The 22046-nt window shown below is 60.3% G+C and carries 22 protein-coding genes; 4 read left to right on the forward strand and 18 right to left on the reverse strand.

What is annotated here, in order from left to right:
- Positions 1 to 126: 126 nt before the first annotated feature.
- The 11 genes from J7394_RS08515 to trpS form a co-directional block, all read right to left on the reverse strand.
- Positions 127 to 1095, reverse strand: a complete 969-nt coding sequence (locus J7394_RS08515) for an ABC transporter permease (protein ID WP_209252332.1) — start codon at positions 1093 to 1095, stop codon at positions 127 to 129.
- Positions 1095 to 2189, reverse strand: coding sequence for an ABC transporter permease (locus J7394_RS08520; protein ID WP_209252334.1), 1095 nt, complete (start codon positions 2187 to 2189; stop codon positions 1095 to 1097). The genes J7394_RS08515 and J7394_RS08520 overlap by 1 nt, the downstream gene beginning before the upstream one ends.
- Position 2190: 1 nt before the next feature.
- On the reverse strand, positions 2191 to 3720 hold the full coding sequence (locus J7394_RS08525; RefSeq protein ID WP_209252336.1) for an ABC transporter ATP-binding protein: 1530 nt from the start codon (positions 3718 to 3720) through the stop codon (positions 2191 to 2193).
- 84 nt (positions 3721 to 3804) lie between these two features.
- Positions 3805 to 4803, reverse strand: a complete 999-nt coding sequence (locus tag J7394_RS08530; protein WP_170490884.1) for a BMP family protein — start codon at positions 4801 to 4803, stop codon at positions 3805 to 3807.
- Positions 4804 to 4960: 157 nt separating this feature from the next.
- Positions 4961 to 5374, reverse strand: a complete 414-nt coding sequence (locus J7394_RS08535) for a GNAT family N-acetyltransferase (RefSeq protein ID WP_209252338.1) — start codon at positions 5372 to 5374, stop codon at positions 4961 to 4963.
- On the reverse strand, positions 5371 to 5958 hold the full coding sequence (gene tsaB / locus J7394_RS08540; RefSeq protein WP_209252340.1) for a tRNA (adenosine(37)-N6)-threonylcarbamoyltransferase complex dimerization subunit type 1 TsaB: 588 nt from the start codon (positions 5956 to 5958) through the stop codon (positions 5371 to 5373). The genes J7394_RS08535 and tsaB overlap by 4 nt, the downstream gene beginning before the upstream one ends.
- On the reverse strand, positions 5948 to 6511 hold the full coding sequence (locus tag J7394_RS08545; protein ID WP_170462695.1) for a NifU family protein: 564 nt from the start codon (positions 6509 to 6511) through the stop codon (positions 5948 to 5950). Before J7394_RS08545 ends, tsaB begins: the two co-directional genes overlap by 11 nt.
- A 69-nt stretch (positions 6512 to 6580) precedes the next feature.
- Positions 6581 to 7174, reverse strand: a complete 594-nt coding sequence (locus J7394_RS08550) for a 2-hydroxychromene-2-carboxylate isomerase (RefSeq protein ID WP_209252342.1) — start codon at positions 7172 to 7174, stop codon at positions 6581 to 6583.
- Between the two features lie 6 nt (positions 7175 to 7180).
- Positions 7181 to 7636, reverse strand: a complete 456-nt coding sequence (locus tag J7394_RS08555; protein ID WP_170378913.1) for a universal stress protein — start codon at positions 7634 to 7636, stop codon at positions 7181 to 7183.
- Positions 7637 to 7701: 65 nt separating this feature from the next.
- Positions 7702 to 8565 (reverse strand): branched-chain amino acid aminotransferase, encoded by an 864-nt coding sequence (locus tag J7394_RS08560; protein ID WP_209252344.1) that lies wholly within the window; start codon positions 8563 to 8565, stop codon positions 7702 to 7704.
- 59 nt (positions 8566 to 8624) lie between these two features.
- On the reverse strand, positions 8625 to 9653 hold the full coding sequence (gene trpS / locus J7394_RS08565; RefSeq protein ID WP_170528442.1) for a tryptophan--tRNA ligase: 1029 nt from the start codon (positions 9651 to 9653) through the stop codon (positions 8625 to 8627).
- 86 nt (positions 9654 to 9739) lie between these two features.
- Between trpS and J7394_RS08570 the strand changes: the two genes are divergently transcribed.
- Complete coding sequence (locus tag J7394_RS08570) at positions 9740 to 10426, forward strand: rhomboid family intramembrane serine protease (RefSeq protein WP_209252346.1); 687 nt, start codon at positions 9740 to 9742, stop codon at positions 10424 to 10426.
- Here J7394_RS08570 and murJ read toward each other — a convergent pair whose 3' ends face one another.
- From murJ to J7394_RS08585, 3 genes are read right to left on the reverse strand one after another with little or no spacing between them, the layout of a single operon-like run.
- Positions 10427 to 11968 carry a murein biosynthesis integral membrane protein MurJ gene (gene murJ, locus J7394_RS08575; RefSeq protein WP_209252348.1) on the reverse strand — a complete coding sequence of 514 codons (1542 nt, stop codon included), beginning with the start codon at positions 11966 to 11968 and terminating at the stop codon, positions 10427 to 10429.
- The gene (locus J7394_RS08580; protein ID WP_209252349.1) at positions 11965 to 14784 is read right to left on the reverse strand and encodes a [protein-PII] uridylyltransferase; all 2820 of its coding nucleotides are present in this window, start codon (positions 14782 to 14784) and stop codon (positions 11965 to 11967) included. The genes murJ and J7394_RS08580 overlap by 4 nt, the downstream gene beginning before the upstream one ends.
- Entirely contained in the window at positions 14744 to 15916 is a 1173-nt protein-coding gene (locus J7394_RS08585; protein WP_209252350.1) for a penicillin-binding protein activator, read from the reverse strand. The genes J7394_RS08580 and J7394_RS08585 overlap by 41 nt, the downstream gene beginning before the upstream one ends.
- An 88-nt stretch (positions 15917 to 16004) precedes the next feature.
- On the opposite strand from J7394_RS08585, the gene rsmI reads away from it, so the two are divergent.
- From rsmI to gshB, 3 genes are all read left to right on the forward strand, one after another.
- Positions 16005 to 16862 (forward strand): 16S rRNA (cytidine(1402)-2'-O)-methyltransferase, encoded by an 858-nt coding sequence (gene rsmI / locus J7394_RS08590; protein WP_209252351.1) that lies wholly within the window; start codon positions 16005 to 16007, stop codon positions 16860 to 16862.
- A 1-nt stretch (position 16863) separates the two neighbouring features.
- Positions 16864 to 17235 (forward strand): YraN family protein, encoded by a 372-nt coding sequence (locus J7394_RS08595; RefSeq protein WP_209252352.1) that lies wholly within the window; start codon positions 16864 to 16866, stop codon positions 17233 to 17235.
- A gap of 61 nt (positions 17236 to 17296) precedes the next feature.
- Positions 17297 to 18229: a glutathione synthase gene (gene gshB / locus J7394_RS08600; protein ID WP_209252353.1), complete on the forward strand. Its 933-nt coding sequence runs from the start codon at positions 17297 to 17299 to the stop codon at positions 18227 to 18229.
- Between the two features lie 197 nt (positions 18230 to 18426).
- On the opposite strand, the gene J7394_RS08605 is transcribed toward gshB, so the two are convergent.
- Genes J7394_RS08605 through cobU form a run of 4 tightly spaced genes read right to left on the reverse strand, consistent with a single transcriptional unit; the run spans position 18427 to position 22028 of the window.
- Positions 18427 to 19941 carry a YifB family Mg chelatase-like AAA ATPase gene (locus tag J7394_RS08605; RefSeq protein WP_209252355.1) on the reverse strand — a complete coding sequence of 505 codons (1515 nt, stop codon included), beginning with the start codon at positions 19939 to 19941 and terminating at the stop codon, positions 18427 to 18429.
- 47 nt (positions 19942 to 19988) lie between these two features.
- Positions 19989 to 20873: a glutathione S-transferase gene (locus J7394_RS08610; protein ID WP_209252356.1), complete on the reverse strand. Its 885-nt coding sequence runs from the start codon at positions 20871 to 20873 to the stop codon at positions 19989 to 19991.
- A 58-nt stretch (positions 20874 to 20931) separates the two neighbouring features.
- The gene (locus J7394_RS08615; RefSeq protein WP_209252357.1) at positions 20932 to 21510 is read right to left on the reverse strand and encodes a histidine phosphatase family protein; all 579 of its coding nucleotides are present in this window, start codon (positions 21508 to 21510) and stop codon (positions 20932 to 20934) included.
- Complete coding sequence (cobU, locus tag J7394_RS08620) at positions 21507 to 22028, reverse strand: bifunctional adenosylcobinamide kinase/adenosylcobinamide-phosphate guanylyltransferase (RefSeq protein ID WP_209252358.1); 522 nt, start codon at positions 22026 to 22028, stop codon at positions 21507 to 21509. The genes J7394_RS08615 and cobU overlap by 4 nt, the downstream gene beginning before the upstream one ends.
- Positions 22029 to 22046: the final 18 nt, after the last annotated feature.

Raw genomic sequence — 22046 nt, forward strand, 5'->3', positions numbered from 1 at the left:
GTTTGCACTCTTTTCTATCAGAGGAAACACGCACATACCCTCTTAGAGCGGTTGCGGCATGCAAAATCAACTCTGCATGCCGCTCTGCAGCGAACAGGACCCAGAATTGGCCCTGAACTGGACTTATCAGCGTTCTTTCACGTAGGGCTCGCCGCCGGCGCGGGGCGGAACTGCCTTGCCAACGAAGCCCGCAAGAATCACCACGGTCAGGATATAGGGCAGGGCGTCCATCACCTGCACAGGGATCACGATGCCGCCCAGATCGATGTTCTGGAACCGCAGCGCGATGGCCTGAAGCAGACCAAACAGCAAACAGGCCCACATCGCGTGCCAGGGCCGCCATTTCGCAAAGATCAGCGCCGCCAGCGCGATGAACCCGCGTCCGGCGGTCATTTCCTTGACGAACCCGGCCTGAAGAGCGGTTGCAAGATAGGCTCCGGCGATACCGCAGAGCACGCCGCAAATGGCGACAGCCGCAAAGCGCAGGCCGACAACCGAGACACCGGCAGTATCCACGGCCGCCGGGTTTTCGCCCACCGCGCGTAACCGCAACCCGAACCGGGTGCGATAAAGGATCCACCACGTCGCAGGCACCATCAGGAAGGCGATATAGACAAGGATCGAATGGCCGGACAGCAGCTCAGAGTAGATCGGGCCGATGAAGGGCACCTCACTCAGCGCTTCGGCGAAGGGGAAGTTGATCGGCTCAAACCGGCCTTGGCCGAACAGCGATGGGGTCCGCCCGCCTTGCTGGAACCAGCTTTGTGCGATCAGAACCGTCAGGCCCGAGGCTAGGAAGTTGATCGCCACGCCCGAGATCAGCTGATTGCCTCGGAACGTGATCGACGCTACGCCGTGTAGTGCCGACAAAACCAGAGACGACGCGATACCCGCGAGCAATCCCAACCAGACCGAGCCGGTCACCGCCGCCACAGCCGCCGAGAAGAAGGCCGAGATTAGCATTTTGCCCTCAAGCCCAATGTCGAAAATCCCTGCGCGTTCGGAATAGAGGCCTGCCAGGCAGGCCAGCAGCAAAGGCGTCGCCAGGCGGACGGTGGAATCGAGGACCTGGATCAGTGTTACGAACGAATCCATCACTGAGGCTCCTTCCGCAGGGCAAGGAACAGCTTTTCAAGCGGCATCCGCACCATATTGTCCAACGCTCCGGTAAACAGGATCACCAGCGCCTGAATGACGACGATCAGCTCACGCGGGATGGATGTCCACAAGGCCAGCTCGGCACCGCCTTGATACAGGAAGCCGAACAGAAGCGCCGCGAGGAACACGCCGAACGGGTGAGAACGGCCCATCAGCGCCACAGCGATCCCAATGAAACCCGCGCCTTCGGTTGAGTTCAGAACCAGTCGCTCTGCCTCACCCATCACGTTGTTGATGGCCATCAGACCGGCTAGCCCGCCCGAGATCAACATGGCGATGATGGTGATGCGAACCGGCGAGATCCCGGCATAGACGGCACCGGTCTCTGAATGACCATAGGCCCGGATTTCATATCCCAACCGGGTGCGCCAGATCAGCGCCCAGACCACAAGACAGGCGATGATCGCCACGAAGAACGAAATATTGGCCGGTGCGCCACGGAACATCACGTTTTCGGCGGTTGAGAACATGGATTGGAAGGTCGGCAGGTGAACCGCCTCGGGGAAGCGCGCGGTCGCCGGGTCCTGAGAGCCTTGCGGGCGCATGACATTGACCAGCATGTAGTTCAGGAAGGCGGCTGCGATAAAGTTGAACATGATCGTGGTGATCACTATGTGGCTGCCGCGTTTGGCCTGCAGGTAAGCCGGGATTGCGGCCCATGCCGCGCCAAATACAGCGGCCCCCAAACCTGCAGCGATCAGAGCGATGCTCCAATGCGGCCAAGGGATGTAGAGGCACACCATCGCCACTCCAAGGCCGCCCAGCATCGCCTGACCTTCGCCGCCGATGTTGAACAGCCGCGCGTGGAAGGCCACGGCCACCGCGAGCCCGGTGAACATGAAGTTGGTCGCGTAGTAGAGCGTATAGCCCCAGCCATAGGTCGACCCCAGCGCGCCTGTGACCATCAGGTTCACGGCCTCAACCGGGTTCTCTCCGATGGCGAGGATCACCAGCGCCGACAGGATCGTGGCCAACACCAGGCTGATGATGGGGATCAGCACGACGTCGGCCCATTTGGGCATTTTTTCCATCTTACGCGGCCTCTCCCGCAACACCGGCCATCAGCAGGCCCAGTTCTTTTTCATCTGTCTCATGGGGTAGACGCTCACCCATGATATGTCCGTCAAACATCACGGCGATCCGGTCCGAGAGCGAGAAAATCTCCTCCAGCTCGACCGAGACCAGCAGTATCGCTTTGCCTTGGTCGCGCAGGGCCACGATTTGTTTGTGAATGAATTCGATCGCGCCAATGTCGACGCCACGGGTCGGTTGGCCGACGAGCAGCAGGTCTGGGTTCCGCTCAATCTCACGCGCGACGACGATCTTTTGCTGGTTGCCTCCGGAAAAGCTTTTGGCGGTCAGCCAGCCATTCGGGGGACGCACATCGAATTTCTCGATCTTGGCTTCGGTGTCCGCGCGCAGGGCGGCGTTGTCCATGAACAGGCCGCGCTTGTAAGCCGGGTCACGGTGATAGCCGAAGGCAACGTTTTCCCAGGCATGGAAATCCATGATCAGACCTTCGCGCTGACGGTCTTCCGGTACATGCGCGATGTGCTGCGCGCGACGCGCCTGACCGTCAGACCCAGCCCCGCTGAGGGGAAGCGGCGTACCGTTCAGCTTGATCGACCCCTGACCGGGGCGCATTCCGCCCAGAACCTCCAACAGTTCCGACTGGCCGTTGCCCGCGACGCCTGCGATGCCGACGATCTCACCGGCGCGGACGGTCAGGTCGATGCCTTTGACACGTTCAACACCCGCCGCATCGAACACGCGCAGGTCTTGGACCTCAAGAATGGGTTTTCCGGGCTGCGCGGGTACCTTGTCGACCTGTAGAAGGACCTTGCGGCCCACCATCAGCTCGGCCAGATGCTCCGGGCTGGTCTCAGACGTTTTGACCGTGGCTGTCATCTCTCCGCGCCGCATGACCGAGACGGTATCGGTGTTCTCCATGATCTCGCGCAGCTTGTGCGTGATCACGATGATCGTTTTCCCTTCGGCCCGAAGACGATCGAGGATGCGGAACAGCTGGTCGGCCTCGGCCGGGGTCAAAACGCCGGTGGGTTCGTCGAGGATCAGGATCTCGGCCTTGCGATACAGCGCCTTGAGGATCTCGACCCGTTGCTGCATGCCCACGCCGATTTCATCGATGCGCTTGTCGGGGTCGACGAACAGCTCGTATTCTTCTTCCAGCGCTTTCAGCTCTTTCCGGGCCTTGGCCAGAGATGGGGCCAGCAACCCGCCATCTTCAGCGCCCAGAACGATGTTTTCCAGAACGGTGAAATTCTCGACCAGTTTGAAATGCTGAAAAACCATCCCGATCCCCGAGGCGATGGCCGCCTGACTGTCCGGGATGTCGGTTTTTGATCCGTTAATCCAGATCTCACCTTTGTCGGCCTTGTAGAAGCCGTAGAGAATGCTCATCAGCGTGGATTTGCCCGCACCGTTTTCACCGATGATCCCATGGATCGTGCCGGGGGCGACGCTGATGGAAATGTCTTTGTTGGCCTGAACTGGCCCAAAGGCTTTGGAAATCCCTTTGAGCTCAATGGCGGGGACTGTCATGTCTTGTCCTTGGGTTGCCGAAGGGCCGCGCGGTTCGCGGCAGAGTGGATGGCGAGGCGGAGAAACCCCCGCCCAGCCATTGTATCAGAACTGCAGTGCGGGGCAGCTGTCGTTGTCGTAGTAGCTGACGACAGTCACGTTGCCCGCGATGATGTCGTCACGCGCCTGATCGACGGCTGCTTTCATGTCATCAGACACCAGCGACGCATTGTTGTCGTCCATCGCGACGCCAACGCCTTCCTCGGCCAGACCCATGGCGAACACACCGGTTTCGAGGTTTTCACCCGCTTTCATCGCGTCATAGACGGCCACGTCCACGCGCTTGAGCATCGAGGTCAGAACTTTGCCCGGGTGCAGGTGGTTCTGGTTGCTGTCCACGCCGATCGACAGGATGCCTTCATCCGCTGCGGTCTGCAGAACACCAACACCGGTGCCGCCTGCAGCGGCGTAGATGACGTCAGCGCCCTGGCTGATCTGCGCCTTGGTCAGCTCGGACCCTTTAACCGGGTCGTTCCACGCGGCAGGGGTTGTGCCGGTCATGTTGGCAACAACGTTGATGTCAGGGTTCACAGCCTTGGCGCCTTGCGCATAGCCGCACCCAAAGTGGCGGATCAGCGGGATATCCATTCCGCCGATGAAGCCGACAGTGCCCGATTCCGACGCCATCGCGGCCATCATACCAACGAGGTACGAGCCTTCGTGCTCGGCAAAGCCGATCTGACGGATGTTCGGGGCGTCCAGCCAGGTGACGTCAACCGCGACGAACTTGGTGTCAGGATAGTCGCCAGCAACGGCAGACAGCGGATCGGCCATGGCAAAGCCCATGGTGATCACCGGGTTCGCGCCAGCCTCGGCGAAACGGCGCAAGGCCTGTTCACGCTGTGCTTCCGACTGAAGCTCGATCTCGCGATAGGTGCCGCCGGTTTCGTTGGCCCAACGCTGTGCGCCGTTATGTGCGGCTTCGTTGAACGACTTGTCGAACTTGCCACCCAGGTCAAAGATCAGGGCCGGTTCGGCCAGTGCGGCACCTGCGGTCAGAGCGACGGCGGCGGCAGCGCCCATCAAGGATTTCATCAGGGTCATTTGGTACTCCCGTTGTTTTTGTCGGTTCGAGGTTAAACTAGCCTCGTTTACCCACCTATAGCGAGCATAACCGTTGTGATGACGGGAATTAAGGCCGTATGCAACAGGTGGGGTCAACTGATTTTTGACCAGTTGGTCTAAAAAATGGCGAGTTTATTCAAGGCAGGGCGCGTTCCATCACAATTGCATCGCAATTTGAGACGAAATCGCGTGTATAATAGCCTTTTCGCCGCCCGCAGGGGCTGTATCCGAAGCGTTCATAGAGCGCGATAGCGGCCCCATTGTCTGCCGCCACGTCAAGAATCGCGCGCACCGCGCCCAGTTCAGCCGCAACCGCGTGCCAGTTTTTCATGCAGGCTGCTGCCAACCCCTGACGCTGATACAGGGGGTGAGTCGCGATGGTCAGCAACTCGGCCTCGCCCGCGATGACCTGAAACAGGGCAAAGGAGGTGGGGTCTCCGACAACATGGGTGAAGCGGTTTTGCAGCAGGTCTTCGAACTCGGCAGCCGTCCACGGGCGCGCCTGCGTGAAGGCCGCAGCGTGGGTCAGGGCCATGTCTTCCGGGGTCATTCGTCCAGCAGCACGGGAGGGAGGTCGCGAGAAGGCGCCGCATCCGCGGGACGAATGTAGAGCGGTGCGGGTGGTTCCGTTTCCGTGCCGTATCGGCGCTCCGCGACATGGGCGATGGCCTGAACATGCGCGTTTGGGTCCGTGGCAGTGAAGAGGGGGCCAAGCCCCTCGGCCTCTGCCCGAGGCATCAGGCGTGGGCCTTCTGAGGTCTGCACATAGACCTGATCGCGCGGGGCCGAGATCGCAGGCAGGTGGCCGTCGGGCGTGATCTCGGCCAAGGCGTCAAAACCTGAAACGCCGACGGCGGGGATGTTCAGACCCAATGCAAGCCCACGCGCTGCCGAGACCGAGATTCGAATGCCGGTGAAGTTTCCCGGTCCTACGCCAACACCAATGGCGTCCAGGTCTTTCCAGCCAAGACCGGCCTCAGACAGAACCTCCTCCAGCAAGGGCATCAGGCGTTCGGCTTGCCCGCGTGACATGGCCTCGGCCCGCGTGACGACAATTTCAGAGCCACGCAACAAAGCGGCCGCGCAACGCGCGGCCGATGTGTCAAATGCCAGAAGGGTCGGTTCAGACGGCAACGGGGCGAACCTCGGTCACTTCGGGGATGTAGTGGCGCAGTAGGTTCTCGATCCCCATTTTCAGGGTCAGGGTCGAGGACGGGCAGCCCGCGCAGGCCCCTTGCATGTGCAGGTAGACCACGCCGCGGTCAAAGCCGTGGAAGGTGATGTCGCCACCGTCCTGAGCCACCGCAGGGCGCACACGGCTGTCCAGCAGATCCTTGATCTGATCAACGATTTCCGAATCCTCGCCGGTATGTTCGGCATGGCCGGATGCGGGTGCCGCCTCGGCCCCCATGACGGGCTGGCCGGATTGGTAATGCTCCATCACTGCGCCGAGGATGCTTGGCTTGATGTGGTCCCAATCGACGTCATCCGCTTTCGTGACGGTGACAAAGTCATTGCCAAAGAACACGCCGGTCACGCCGCTGACCGCAAAGATGCGCTGGGCGAGGGGCGATTTTTCGGCTGCTTCTGCGGATGGGAAGTCAGCTGTGCCTGCCTCAAGCACCGTCTGGCCGGGCAGGAACTTCAAGGTTGCCGGGTTCGGGGTGGATTCGGTCTGAATGAACATGAGGCAGCTCCGTTTTCGTTGCATCTGATATGCGGGCAGCTGCCGTGGAAGTCAAGATTTGGAACCGTTCTAAATTGAGACAGCGTGGTTTATTGCGTCAACCAACCGGTCATCACCCCAGAAAACCTCATCCCCGACAACAAAACTGGGTGCTCCGAACAAATCGAGTTCTTTGGCGCGGCTGGATTGAGCAAAGAGCGCCGCTTTGACCTGCGGGTCTTGAGACTTGTCCATAAAACCGGCGGGCAGACCTGCGGCTGCAAGGCAGTCTGTCAGTGTCGATGCGGCCGAGATATCGCGGCCCTCGCCGAACTCAGCCATGTAGACGGCACGGGCAAACGCGGCCCGCTGGTCCTGGGCCTCGATGGCGACGGCCAAACGCGCAGCCGTCAAAGAATTCTGCGGAAACGGATAGGGGCGCTGAAACGGCAGCGCGCGCGCGGCGCATAAACGCTCCATATCGCGCCACATGTAGCGGCCCTTGGCGGGGTAGATCGTGAATGGAGAGGTATTCCAGCCCTGTTCGGCAAAGATAGGCCCCAAAAGAAAGGGCTGCCAGTCGATGGAAACACCCTTGTCAGCGGCCAGCTGCTCGATCCGCATCGCGCTGAGATAAGAATAGGTTGAGGCGAATTCGAACCAGATCTGAACGGGTGCTGCCATGGTGCCTCAGGTGATCTCTTCCAGTTTTTCCTTGCTCAGATCGCCCGGTACGATGGTGATCGGGATCGGCATGCTGCCCGAGTTCTTGGTTAGTTGAGTCACCAGGGGACCCGGCCCTTTCTTGTCGGTGCCAGCGCCCAGAACCAGAACCCCAATCTCGGGGTCGGACTGTACGTGTTCGATGATCTGTGCCACGGGATCGCCTTCGCGAATGGCCAATTCAGGCTCAACGCTCTGCTTGTCGCGCATCCATTTGGCGAAGACTTCGAAATGGGCGTGGATACGTTCGCGGGCCTCTTCGCGCATGGTTTCGGCCACACCGATCCAGTGATTGAATTCATCCGGCGGGATCACGGATAGAATTGTCACGCCGCCGCCGGTATGCGCGGCCCGCATCGCGGCAAAACGCATGGCGTTCAGGCATTCGCGGCTGTCATCCAGAATGACGAGAAACTTGCGCATTTGGGTCCTCTTGATTTTCTGGGATCATGCCCGACCGATAGCGTGCTGGCAACTCGGGTAAATCCCTAGCGCTCGCTTGCTGCCCAATCCCAGTAGAGCGCGCGGGCGCGGCGGGCGATAGGGCCAACCTGATATTGCGTGTCGTCCAGAGCGGTCACAGGCGTCACCTTGTTCATGTTGCCGGACATGAACACCTCATCCGCCGCATGGAAATCATCAAAGCTGAGGACGGACTCATGTACGGTGACACCATCGGCGCGCAGGTTCTTGATGTGCCTTGCGCGGGTGATCCCGGCCAGAAAGGTGCCGTTGGGCATGGGGGTAAAGACCTCACCGTCTTTGGCCATGAAGATATTGGCGGTGGCGGTCTCGGCCACATTGCCCATCGCGTCGGCGACCAGCGCGTTCGAGAACCCTTTGGAGCGCGCCTCAGTCAGCATCCGGGCGTTGTTCGGGTAGAGACACCCGGCCTTGGCATTCACCACGGCGGATTCCAGTACCGGACGGCGGAATCGGGTGGTCGTCAACGTGACCGAGGTCGTCTCGGGCGCCATTGGGATCTCTTCGAGACAGATGGCGAAACCGGTGCTGTCTTTCTGGGGCACGATGGCTGTGACGTCTCCGTGGATGCCCCAATACATCGGGCGAATATAGACAGCCTGATCCGGGCTATAGGCTTGCAGCCCCTCGCGCACCAGATCGACCATCTGTTCCGGCGTCACGGTCGGGTTCAGCATCAAAGCCTCGGCGGAACGGTTCACGCGGGCGCAATGGGCCAGCAGGTCAGGAGCCATGCCGTCAAAGTAGCGCGCGCCATCAAAAACCGAGGACCCCAGCCACGATCCATGATCCGCCGCCCGCATGATCGGAGCGTCCCCTTCATGCCATTGGCCTTCGAAATAGGTGCGGATATTCTTGCCGACTGCCATAGCGCCCTCCCTCAGCTTTCGGCAAACCTAGGAGGGCGTCAGGCGAAGGTCCAGTGCAATCAGCGCGAGGCTGCGCCGACCATGCCCACAATCTCGTAGGTTTGTTTCAGGATCGGGGCGGCAATCGCGCGCGCCTTTTCCGCACCACGGGCCAGGATCTGGTCAATCTCGGACTGCTCGCCCATCAGGCGGGCCATCTCGGACGAGATCGGAGACAGCTTTTCGACCGCCAGTTCCGCGAGCATCGGTTTGAACTCACCGAACTGCTTGCCGCCAACCTCGGCCAGCACTTGCGCGGCCGAGCTGTCGCTGAGCGCGGCGTAGATATTGACCAGATTGCGCGCCTCGGGGCGATCTTCCAAACCGTCGACTTCCGATGGCAGGGCATCCGGGTCGGTTTTGGCCTTGCGGATTTTCTTGGCGATCGTGTCGGCATCGTCGGTCATGTTGATGCGGCTCATGTCTGACGGGTCAGACTTGGACATCTTTTTGGAGCCGTCACGAAGGCTCATGACTCGCGTGGCTGCCCCTTCAATCACAGGTTCGGTGACCGGGAAGAAATCGACGCCGAAATCGTTGTTGAATTTGATCGCGATGTCGCGCGTCAGCTCAAGATGCTGTTTCTGATCTTCCCCCACCGGCACATGGGTCGCGTGATAGATCAGGATGTCCGCAGCCATCAGCGCCGGATAGGCAAACAGACCCAGCGAGGCGTTTTGCGTGTTCTTGCCCGCCTTGTCCTTCCATTGGGTCATGCGCTGCATCCAGCCCATCCGGGCGACGCAGTTGAAGATCCACGCCAGTTGCGCATGTTCGGGCACCTGGCTTTGGTTGAACAGAATGGATTGTTCCGGGTCGATGCCCGCCGCGATATAGCCCGCGCAGAGTTCGCGCGTGTTGTGTGACAGGGCGGCGGGGTCCTGCCAGACGGTGATCGCATGCAGGTCGACCATGCAATAGATGGTTTCGAACTCTGGCCCCTGCATATCCACAAAGCGCTTCATCGCGCCCAGATAGTTGCCCAAGGTCAGCCCGCCCGAAGGCTGGATGCCGGAAAACACGCGCGGCGTGAATTGGGTCTGGGTCATCGAAGGGAACTCCCGTCTGGAAAAATCAGCCCTCGTCGCTTACCCATGACGCCAAGGGACGTCAACAGCCGCGAAAGGCCAGCCCAATGAGCAGTGAGCATTATACACCCGCCGTGAACCCTCTGCCGCCTGTCGTGGTGGCCTTGGTTCTGTTCATCATGGGGATCGAGATGGCATTTACCTTTGGTGAGCGTGGCCTGATCGGCGGGCCGGAAGCCATCGGCTGGCGCACGCAAGCGAGGGACAGCTATTCGTTCTTTGTCAGCCAGTTTGATTGGATGTTGCAAACGGGGCAGTGGCGGGCCGAGTATTTGATGCGCCTGATCACCTACCCGTTTGTCTCAGTCAACTTCACGCAATCTGTCTTTGTCTGCGTCTTCGTTCTGGCGATGGGCAAAATGGTCGCCGAAGTCTTTGGCAGCGTGGCAATGCTGCTGATCTTCGTGCTGTCCGGCGTCGGTGCCGCGGTTGTCTATGCGTTGATCCTGGCGCCCGGCGCGTTTCTGGTAGGCGGGTTTCCACCCGTCTACGGACTGATCGGCGCGTTCACATGGCTGCTGTGGCGCAAGCTGTCATTGGTGGGCGAGAATCAGGCAAAGGCGTTTCAGCTGATCGCGGTTCTGATGGGTATTCAGTTTCTGTTTCGATTGATTTTTGGAGGGGCACCGGACTGGATAGCCGATCTGGGCGGTTTTGCTACCGGGTTCGGCCTATCCTTCTTTCTGGCACCGGGTGGTTGGGCGCGGATCAAGGGCCGCATCCGGCGTGAGTGATCAAGACCGGCGCAGGGCCGTTTTGAACTCGGACAGTTTGAACGCCCCCAACAGGTGGCCGAATGCGAAGTAGCTGACCGCTGCAACCATGATCAGCGCAAGCAGAGCCAGATAGCGCCACCCGGGCACCTCAAGCGTCCAGCCGAACAGTTGAATGGCGGCAAACAACACCGCGCCCATCCCGACCGATGCCAAGGTAATCCGACCCGCGCGCCGCCGGAAGCGGTCGTCGAACCGGGTCTCGTCGCCCATATTCCGCGCGCCAAAGGCCAGCAGGCCAACCATGGCCCAGCCAGCGGCAGAGGCTGCGATGGCAGGGGCAATCCATCCGAAAATCGGGTATAGGCCAAAAGCAAGCGCCGCGTTGATGATCATTGCCACCAAAGCATAGTGGAACGGCGACCGCGTATTCTCGCGCGCAAAATACAATGGTTGCAGCAGCTTCTGCAGCATGAATGCGGGTAGGCCGATGCCATAGATCGCAACGGCCAGGGCTGTGGCGGCTGTGTCCTCAGCGGTGAACTGGCCCCGCTGGAACAGGACCGAGACCAGAGGGTTCGGTATAGTCAGGAAGGCCACAGTCGAGGGTAACGTAAGCAGCAGCATGAACTCTCCAGCCCGCGAAAACGCATTGCGCGCGCCCACTTTGTCATCTGCGCGCAAGCGGCGAGACAGGTCTGGTAGCAGCACGATTCCTATAGCAATCCCGACGACGCCAAGAGGCAGCTGATACAGACGATCTGCAGCAAATAACCAGCTGACAGCTTTCTCGGTCTTTGAGGCCACGAGTTGCCCTACGACCAGATTAACTTGCGTCACGCCCATGGCCAAGGCGGCGGGCACGGCGATGCGGACCATATTCCGCATCTCGGGCGTCAGGTGTGGCAAACCAAAACGTATGCGGATACCGGCGCGTTCGGTGGCGAACCAGACCAGCGCCAACTGCGCCACACCTGCCACAGGGATCACGGCGATGAGCCAGCGAATGACCTCACCTCCGGATATCGCGCCAGCGATCAGAGCGGTGCAGGCGAAGATGTTCAGAAGAACCGGCGCTGCGGCGGCGGCTGCAAATCGCCCGGTTGCATTCAGAACGCCCGAAAACAGCGCCGCCAGCGACATGAACAGAATGTAGGGGAAGACGACATAGCCATAGTCGACCGCCAGATCAAAGCGTACATCGCCGTAAAACCCCTCGGCCGTCAGCCAGACGAGGCCGGGCATGAACACCATCGCCAGCCCGACCAGGGCCAATACTGCGGCGACCAACAGGTTGAAAGCGTCTTGCGCGAACCCTTGCGCGTTCTCGCCGCCCTCTAGCCGCTTGGAAAACATCGGTACGAAAGCTGCGTTGAATGCGCCTTCAGCAAAGAAACGGCGGAACATGTTGGGCAGACGGAAAGCCGCGACAAAGGCATCCATCACTGGTCCGGGGCCGATGAACGCGGTCAACAGGATCTCACGCAGAAAGCCCAGAATGCGGCTCGCCAAAGTCCAGAAGCCGACCGTGAAGAAGCCGGAAAACAGCCGGATCTGCTTCATGACGCCGCGCGCTCGGCGCCCTCGGTGATGGCTTTGCGCAGTTTGGCCTCAAGCCCGCGCTGTTTGCTTTCCGAGTGGTATTTAAGCCCGAACATGTCCTTGACGTAGAAGGTATCAACGACCTGCTCGCCATAGGTGGCGATCACGGCATTGGCGATATAGACATTGGCCGCTGCCAGCGTGCGCGTCAGGTCATAAAGCAAGCCGGGTCGGTCGCGGGTATCAACCTCGATGATCGTGTAGATCTCGGACCCGTCATTGTCGAAGGTGATATGGGTTGGCACATTGAAAGCGCGTTCGCGTTTCTTGATCTTGTCGCGCGATTTCAGCGCCTCGCGGGCCACGACCTCGCCCTTCAGCGTTTTGTGGATCATCTGGGTCAGACGCGGCAGACGGCTGGCTTCGAACGGGTGGCCTTCGGCATCCTGTATCCAGAACGCATCCGTGACGTAGCCGTCCTTGGTGGTGTAGCTTCGGGCATCCACGACATTGGCACCCACCAAGGCCAAGGCCCCCGCGATCCGCGCAAAGATACCGGGGTGATCGCCCATGGCAAAGCAGGCGCGGGTGGCGTCGCGATCCTCGTCCGGGTGCAGGCGGATCTCCATCGCGCCGGGATCGCCGCTGTGTTCCAGCGCCCGTAACATCTCGGCAAATTCCACGTGGGTCGAGACGTTCAGGCCCTGCCAATACGGGGCATAGTGCCGCCCGGTTTCCGTCTTCAGATCGGCCTTGGACCATTCGGCCAGTTCGGAGCGCAGCAGTTTCTTGGCCTCGGCCCCGCGATTGGCACGGTTCAGATCCTCCATGCCCGTTTCCAAGGCACGTTTGGTTTCCGCATGCAGCGCGCGCAGCAACGTGGCCTTCCAGTTGTTCCAGGTATTAGGCCCGACACCGCGAATGTCACAGACGGTCAGCACGGTCAGCAGATCCAGTCGTTTGACCGTTTGCACAGCCTTGGCAAAATCCCGCACGGTCCGAGGGTCCGAGATATCGCGTTTTTGCGCCATGTCCGACATCAGAAGGTGATAGCGCACCAGCCATTCGACGGTTTCGGCGTCGGATTTGTTCAGTCCCAGCCTGGGTGCCACTTTCCGCGCGATTTGTGCCCCTAGGATCGAGTGATCTTCGGGCCGTCCCTTGGCGATGTCGTGCAACAGCAGCGCAACATAGAGGACCTTGCGGTTCACGCCCCCTTCAAGGATCGAGGACGCCAGAGGCAGGGATTCAACCAGCTCTCTGCGTTCGATCTGGGCGAGGTTGACGATGCACTGGATGATATGCTCGTCCACGGTGTAGCTGTGATACATATTGAACTGCATCATCGCCACGATGGGTTCGAACTCGGGTATGAAGGCCGATAGCACCCCAAGTTCGTTCATCCGGCGCAGGGCGCGTTCCGGGTTGCCGTGTTTCAGCATCAGGTCGAGGAAGATGCGCTGGGCTTCCTTATCGTTGCGCATATCTTCGTCGATCAGGTGCAGATTGGCCGTGACCAGCCGCATAGCATCCGGATGGATCAGCATGCCCGTGCGCAGGCCTTCCTCGAACAGGCGCAACATGTTCAGCTTGTCGGTCAGGAATGTATCCGGATCGGCAATGTCCAGACGCCCGTGAACCACGCTGTACCCGGCTTTGACCCGAGGGCGGCGGCGGAAAATCCTCTCCAGCAGCGGAGCGCCTTTCATATGCAGGGCTTCCAGCTTGGTCAGGAAGATCCGCGTCAACTCCCCAACGCTGGTGGCATGGCGGAAATAGCGCTGCATGAACACTTCGACGGCCCGCCGCCCGGCCCGATCTTCATAGCCCATGCGCGCCGCAACCTCGACCTGCATGTCGAAGGTCAGCTGCTCGGTCGGGCGCCCCGTGACCAGATGCAGGTGCGAGCGTACGGCCCAGAGGAAATTCTCGGCCTCGACAAAGGTCTTGAATTCATCCGGTGTGAACAGGCCCAGCGGGACCAGCTCGGCCACGTCTTGCACGCCGTAGATGTATTTCGCGATCCAGTAGAGCGACTGCAGATCGCGCAGCCCGCCTTTGCCCTCTTTCACATTGGGCTCGACCACGTAGCGCTGGCCCTGCTTGAGGTGGCGCTCGTCGCGTTCCTGCAGCTTGGCCTCGATGAACTCGCGCTCGGTTCCCTTGAACAGATCGGCCTTGAGGCGTTGGTCCAGTTCCTTGGCAAGATTCGTATCACCAGCCAGATAGCGCTGTTCTAGCATCGCGGTGCGGATGGTGAAATCTTCGGTCCCCAAACGCAGGCAATCCTTGATGGTGCGTGAGGAATGGCCGACCTTCAAGCGCAGATCCCATAGGATATAGAGCATGGATTCAATCACGCTCTCGGCCCAGGCGGTGATTTTATAGGGCGTCAGGAACAGCAGATCGACGTCTGATGCGGGTGCCATCTCACCGCGCCCATAGCCGCCGACCGCCAGAACAGCGATGCGTTCCCCCTGCGTCGGGGTGGCCAGAGGGTGCAGATGCTCGCTGGCGACCCGCATCGCAGTACCGACCAGACAATCCGTGAGGTAGGTATAGGACCGGGTCAGAGGGCGCGCGTCAAAGGGCTGGGCGGCAAAGGCCTCGGCAATGGCGGCGCGCCCGGCCTTTTGCGCCTCACGCAGAATACGCACCGTTTCGGCGCGCAGCGCGGAGTTGTCAGTGCCCGCCTCGAACGCCGCAGCAAGCTGAGCGTCAACGCGGGCGCTGTCGAAAATATCTTCGGGTGGGCAGATAAGTGAGTTTTCAGGCACTGCGGTCAGGTGAGGCTGGTCAGAAACCGGCCCCTGAGAAGCTTTGAGGGGCAGGGTCAATCACAACAACCTGTTTGTTCTGGATCGTGGCAACCGCCAGACCGCGTTCATTGGTACCGTCCGAGCGCAGGCGGAAGATGCCGCCAACGCCCTGAAAACCGGCATTCTGAGTCAGCGCAGCCCCAGTCAGAGCGTTCGATTTGCTCTGGCTGACAAGCGTTCCGATCGTCGCGATGCCGTCATAGGCAAGCCCGCTGAAAGGATGCGGTGCCTCGCCATAGGTTGCGTTATAGCGCTGGCGATAGCCTTGCGCCTTGACCGGATCTGGCAGGGCGAACCAGCCCCCCTGAACGCCCGGCAGTTCCAGCGTCTGTGCCGGGATATCCCACCGAGTTAGGCCGATGAACTGGGTTGTCGACGGCGACACACCGGCCTCGGGCAGAAGTTGCGTAAACAACGGCAGCGCCCCGGCAGTCGTCGCGGTCAGAAAGATCGAATCCGCGCCGGATGAATCCACAGCCGCCTTTACCGAGGGCACCACGTTTATCACGCCTTGCTGCGAACGGTTATAGCCGATCGAGCCTGCATTCGTTACTCGACTATTTGCCAAAGCGGTTGAAATTGCGGATTGTCCTACTTGTCCGGCCGCATCGTTGCTATGAACGATTACGGTCCCGGTCTTACCCTGGCGCCCGGCATAGTTGACTAGGCGATTGGCCGTATTCTCAAATGTATAGCCTAGGACAAATACATTGCCTCCTGCGATGTTGGCGTTGTTCGAGAAGGACAACACATTGACGTTTTTGTCGAGCACCGCGAGGCCTGCGGCGTTGGCAGCCTGAGAATAGAATGGACCAATTATAATCTTGGCCCCATCGGCAACAGCTTGCTGTGCCGCTGCTGAAGCATTACTCGCATTGCCCGCCGTATCATAGACGCGCAAGTCAATCTGGGCGTTCGGCAGGTCCGACATCGCCAGACGTGCTGCATTTTCAAGGCTTTGCGCCAGCGCCGCGTCGCCGGACTGGCCCGATCCGCGCGGAACCAGAAGCGCAACGGGCACCGGTTCCGAGGTGTTGATCGAGGGGCCTCCGCCGACGCCAGTGGTTTCACATGCGGTCAGAAAAACGGCAGTGGTCAGGGCAATCGTGGTTTTGGCCAACTTGCTTACGGACTTGCAAACGGTAAACATCTAAAAGAAAACTCCCTGATCCGGCGGCTTGCGACGCTGTTGTTCTATCGAGCCGCGATAATAAACGTCACGCTGTGAGGGTCCAGCTTTGAATTTCCAAAACATAAGTTTGGCTGCGGGCCTGTATTTTGTTGCCACTCCGATCGGTACGGCGCGCGATATTACGCTCAGAGCGTTGGATGTGCTGGCCTCGGCTGACATGATCGCAGCGGAAGACACCCGCAGTTTGCGTCGGTTGATGGAAATCCACGGTATCCCCTTGGGCGGACGTCGCATTCAGGCCTATCACGACCACAGCGGAGCAGGCGCGCGCGGCAAGATCATGGATGCTTTGGCGGCAGGGCAATCCGTTGCCTATGCGTCCGAGGCCGGTATGCCGCTGATCGCCGATCCGGGCTACGATTTAGGGCGGCAGGCGGCCGAGGCCGGGCACACCGTCACTTGCGCTCCGGGCCCGTCCGCCGCGCTGACGGCGCTGACGCTGGCGGGTCTGCCAACGGATGCGTTCTTTTTCGCGGGTTTTTTGCCAAATGCGTCTGGCGCTCGTCGCAGCCGAATCGAGGCGTTGCGGGATATTCCCGGAACGCTGGTGTTCTACGAATCACCCAAGCGCGTAGCGGGTTGCCTGTCAGATCTGTCCGACATCCTGGGCGCCGACCGGCAGGCGTCTTTGTGCCGCGAGCTAACGAAGAAGTTTGAGGAAGTCCGACGTGGCTCTTTGCAAGACCTAGCAGAGGCTTACCAAGACCAAAACCCCAAGGGTGAGGTCGTTCTGCTGGTTGATCGCAGCCATTCGCCAAGCGTTAACGAATCTGACGTAGAAGAGGCTTTGAAACAGGCCTTGCAAACCCATTCGGTTCGGGATGCGGCGGATTTGGTGTCAAAGATGTATGACCTTCCACGACGCCCCATTTACCAGCAGGCCCTCAAACTGGGAAAGGGATGACATGGCGCAGCGTGCGGTGCGAGGATCGGTATCTTATCATGCGGGGCAATCTGCGGAATTGCGGGTTGCAGCCGACTACGAACGCCGTGGATTCTCGATTGCTCACAGACGCTGGCACGGTGCAGGGGGTGAGATTGATCTGATCGCGCGGGATGATGAAGGACTGGTATTCATCGAGGTCAAGAAAAGCACCAGTTTCGACATGGCCGCGGCTCGGATCACCCCACGGCAGACCCAGCGCATCTGTGCATCTGCGGCGCAGTTTCTGGAAAATGAACCGGGCGGGCAATTGACGAATGTTCGCTTCGATGCGGCGCTGGTCGATGGCACGGGCGCTGTTCAAATCATCGAAAACGCCTTCGGACCGGCCTAAGCCCCATTGAACCCCTCCGCCAGCTGCGCCATGTATCTGGCGTGAAGTTGAGGGACATGCCATGAAAATCGCCTTTCAAATGGACCCGATCGGGGCCGTGGATATCAATGCCGACAGCTCTTTCCGCCTCGCGGAAGAGGCGCAGGCCCGCGGGCATGAGCTGTTTTTCTACGGGCCGGATCAATTGGCCTATCAGGAGGGGCGGATCACCGCGCGGGGACAAGACATGCAGGTTCAGCGCGTTGCCGGAGACCCCGCCGTCCTCGGCCCCGAGCGTGAAGTTGATCTGGCGGAGTTTGACGTGGTGTGGCTGCGTCAGGACCCGCCTTTCGACATGCATTACATCACCTCGACGCATCTGCTGGATCGGTTGAAAGGTCAGGCGCTGGTGGTCAACGACCCGTTCTGGGTGCGCAATTACCCCGAAAAATTGCTGGTTCTGGATTTCCCTGAATTGACCCCTCCGACCACGATCGCGCGGGATTTGCAGACCATCAAGGCCTTCAAGGACAAGCATCAGGACATCATCCTCAAACCGCTCTATGGCAATGGTGGCGCAGGTGTGTTCCGGTTGGATGCCAATGACCGCAACCTGACCTCTCTACATGAGTTGTTCACAGGGTTCTCGCGCGAGCCGTTGATTGTTCAGAAATTCCTGCCGGATGTGAAGAACGGCGACAAACGTGTGATTCTCGTGGATGGAGAGCCGGTAGGCGCCATCAACCGCGTCCCGGCCGAAGGTGAGACCCGATCCAACATGCATGTCGGCGGGCGACCCGAAAAGATCGGTTTGACCGAGCGGGATCTCGAAATCTGCGCGGCCATTGGCCCTCTACTAAAGGAAAAAGGTCAGATTTTTGTCGGGATCGACGTGATCGGAGATTACCTGACCGAGATCAACGTCACCTCCCCCACCGGCATTCAAGAACTTGAGCGTTTCAACGGTGAGAATATTGCCGAAATGATCTGGCAGGCGATCGAGGCCAAAGTCTAAGCGCAACAGGCTTGGGGCAACGCCTAGGTGTTCGGTGCGGTCCGGTCACTGGAATGCACGGTCGCACTGAAGGCCCAGTTCCTCGCTTGACCATGGCGCAAGCGGTAAGCTGTCGGACTTATCTTGGGCGAAGGGCAATGGTCAGTTTCGCCGAAGTTTGTATCCCAATCGGTCTCGCAACACACTGAGGCGAACATCTAAGCCATCACCCGTGCGCTGATCCGAAAACTCAGCGCTTCGGCCACGTGCGGTCGCCGGATATCAGCGGAACTATTCAGGTCGGCTATGGTTCGCGCGACCCGTAGGATGCGGTGAAAGGCGCGCGCTGACAGGCCGAACCGGTCGGCGGCCTTGAGCAGAAGCTCTTTGCCCTCGGCATCCGGGGCGGCAACCTCTTCCAGCAATTTGCCTTCGATATCAGCGTTTTGGCGTACGCCCTCGTGACCTTCAAACCGAGCGCTCTGAACGGCACGTGCCTGCTCCACACGCGCAGCCACGGTGGCCGAACTGTCGCCAGAGGGTGGCAGATCCAAATCAGTGAAGGCGACCGGAGGCACTTCGATGCGCATATCGAACCTGTCCATCAAAGGGCCGGAGATGCGGTTCAGGTAGTCTTCGCCACAGCCCGGTGCGCGGGAGCAAGCGCGGGACGGGTCGGTCAGGTAACCGCATTTGCACGGGTTGGCTGCCGCGACCAGCATGAAACGGCAAGGGTATTTCACATGGGCGTTGGCGCGGGCAACCATGACCTCTCCGGTTTCGATCGGTTGGCGTAGGGTCTCCAAAACGGTGCGGGGAAATTCAGGAAACTCATCCATGAACAGGACCCCGTTGTGGGCCAAAGAGATCTCTCCGGGTTTTGCTCCGCGTCCGCCGCCGACAATTGCCGCCATCGAGGCGGTGTGATGCGGTTCGCGAAAGGGCCGCGTCCGGTTGATGCCGCCTTCGTCCAATAGTCCGCAGAGGGATTGGATCATCGATGTTTCCAGCGCCTCGACCGGGGTCAAAGGTGGCAGGATGCCGGGCAGGCGCGCTGCGAGCATGGATTTGCCCGATCCCGGCGTGCCAATCATGATCAGGTGGTGCCGTCCCGCCGCTGCGATCTCTAGCGCGCGTTTGGCGCGTTCCTGTCCTTTGACGTCGCGCAGATCGCGGGTGTTGGAGGACAGGCTGACCTCGCCCGGTATGGCCGCTGCCAATGGGGCCTGACCCGAAAAATGGCGCACCACGTCGCCCAAAGAACCGGCCCCGATGACCTGAGTGGCGTCTACCCATGCAGCCTCGGCGCTTGAGGCGCGGGGGCAGAGCAGGGCGCGATCCTCGGCCGCCGCTGTCATGGCGGCGGGCAAAGCACCCACGACCGGAACCAGCGATCCGTCCAAGGATAATTCGCCTAACGCAACAGTGCCCTCGGCCGCGTCTGCCGGGATGATCTCCAAAGCGGACAGGAGGGCGACGGCGATGGGAAGGTCGAAATGGCTGCCCTCCTTGGGTAGGTCGGCGGGGGACAAGTTGATGGTGATGCGTTTTGACGGCAAGGCGATGGCCATGGAACCAAGCGCGCTGCGCACCCGATCGCGAGCTTCGGATACCGCCTTGTCCGGCAGACCTACGATTGAAAAGGCGGGTAGGCCCGGTGAGACGGCGCATTGCACCTCGACCGGGCGGGCATCAACCCCTTGAAACGCAACCGTGTGAGCGCGGGCAACCATGGCAATCCTGTTCTTGGTTAACAGGACGTTGCTGCCATGGCGGCGGTTTAGGAATGGTTAACGGCTGTGCGCATTGCGGTGAATTTGGGCCATGCGCCCGGGTCGGCGACTGTTTTGTCGCGGCAAAACGTGTTGCAGAACCCCCAGCGCTGGCCGTCGAGGTCGAGGAAATCGGTGACCGGGTCGCCGGAATACGGGCAGTGCGCGTTGACCGAGGGGCCGTCGTCGGCGGGTCGTGCCTTGGACGGTTCTCCAACAGGCCAGTGGGCCCAAGGGGAATATTCCGGGTAGGGGTACGGATTGTATTGAACGGTCTGCCCCATCGCGCGCCATTGTCGGACCGATGTGTCTGACAGCAAGCTCAGGCAATAGCTGCGATTTTCGGCTGAAACTGGCAGATCATATCCAATGATCCGAGCCGCGACAGGGGTATAGAAGACATCGGCCAGCGAGTAGGCTCCGAATAACGGACCCTCCGACGCGCCCGAGATCGCCCGAGCATGCGCCCAAAGCGTCTCAATCCGGGAGAGGTCTTTCAAAGTGTCGGCCGACGGCTGAAAACCCTTCCAAACATGCGCCAACTGCATCGGGCATTCCCCGCGCAGTGCGGTAAAACCCGCGACCATTTCGGCGCAAAGCCAACGGGCGGTTGCGCGCGCGGTTGGGTCTGATGGCCAAAGGTCAGCTGCGGGGTGGCGTTCAGCCAATGTCTCGGCCATCGCGAGGCTTTCGCCCACAACCGTACCATTGGGCAGACGCAGAGCAGGGACCAGACGTGCCGGGGCGAGCGATTCCAAATCCGCGGCCATGGTGCCGGAATAAAGGCCAACCAAGTGGCTGCGATAGGGCAGGCCGAACTTCTCGAGCATCAACCAGCCGCGCATGGACCAGCTGGAAAACAGGCGGTCACCGATAAAGAGATCATAGGTCATGATCAAAGGATGACGGAGCGGGAAGCGCTCGTAAATCAGTGATTTGTGACCTGCCGGATCACGGAAGATGATTGATGGCGTCGACGGACCATTCGCCCGCGTGATGGGCGATCTGGGTGACCGACAGGTTGTCGATCCGGTGTGAAAACGCCTGTTGCGCTTCAATATTCAAAGCGCGCTGTACTTGCGTCAGGATCACTCCGAAATGGGCAACAATGACCAGGTCCGCGCCCTCATGTGCGGCCATCAGCGCGTCGACGGTTTTGTCGACCCGTGCGCGGACCTCGTTCCAGCTTTCGCCGTTCGGAGGGCGCACTTCGCCGGGATTGTCCCAATAGGCAAAGGCAAGCTCGGGGTCTTCGGCTTCGATCTCGGCGAAACCGCGCAGTTCCCAAGTGCCGAAGTTGATCTCACGCAGGTCAGGGTGGTGGGGCAGGCGCAGGCGCTGGCCTTGGATCGCCGTTGCCGTATCCGCCGCGCGCGACAGATCTGATGAGACGACAAGCGCGTCCGTTGGGATGTGATCGTGCAATCGCTGCAGCGCGGCCAGATCGCTCAGATCGGCGGGCAGATCGGACCAGCCGACCATCGTTTTAGCATGGGTAGGACCGTGGCGGACCAGATGCAGACGCGTCATGGCAAGTGTCCCTTCAAAACCAGCGGCAGCCCCGCCGTGACCTGAATCACCAGGTCCGCCTGTGCTGCTAGCGCGATGTTCAACCGACCCTGCGCTTCACGGAAACGGCGGGCGAGGGCGTTTTCGGGTACGATGCCGTGACCAACCTCATTCGAGACGATCACAAGCTGCGCTGGACAGCTGCGCAGGGCGCTCAGCAGTTGGGCTTGGGCCTGGCCCAGATCGTTCTCGGCCAGCAGGTGATTGGTCAGCCACATCGTGGCGCAATCAATCAGGCAGGCTTGATCTGCGCTCAGTTCCGCCAAAACCGGGGCAAGGTCCAGCGGCGCCTCGACAGTTTCCCAGCCGGACCCGCGTTGTTCGATGTGGCGATCGATCTTTTGCTGCATCTCGCCATCAAACACTTGTGATGTTGCAAGGTAGACCCGGTTTTTCCCTGAGGATACAACCAGTTGTTCAGCATAGGCCGACTTTCCTGATGCAGCCCCACCCAGCACAAAGGTTAAATTGGCGGTCACAATTCTTACCTTTCAGGT

Source organism: Ruegeria sp. R13_0 (assembly GCF_017743995.1).
Classification (GTDB): Bacteria; Pseudomonadota; Alphaproteobacteria; order Rhodobacterales; family Rhodobacteraceae; genus Ruegeria.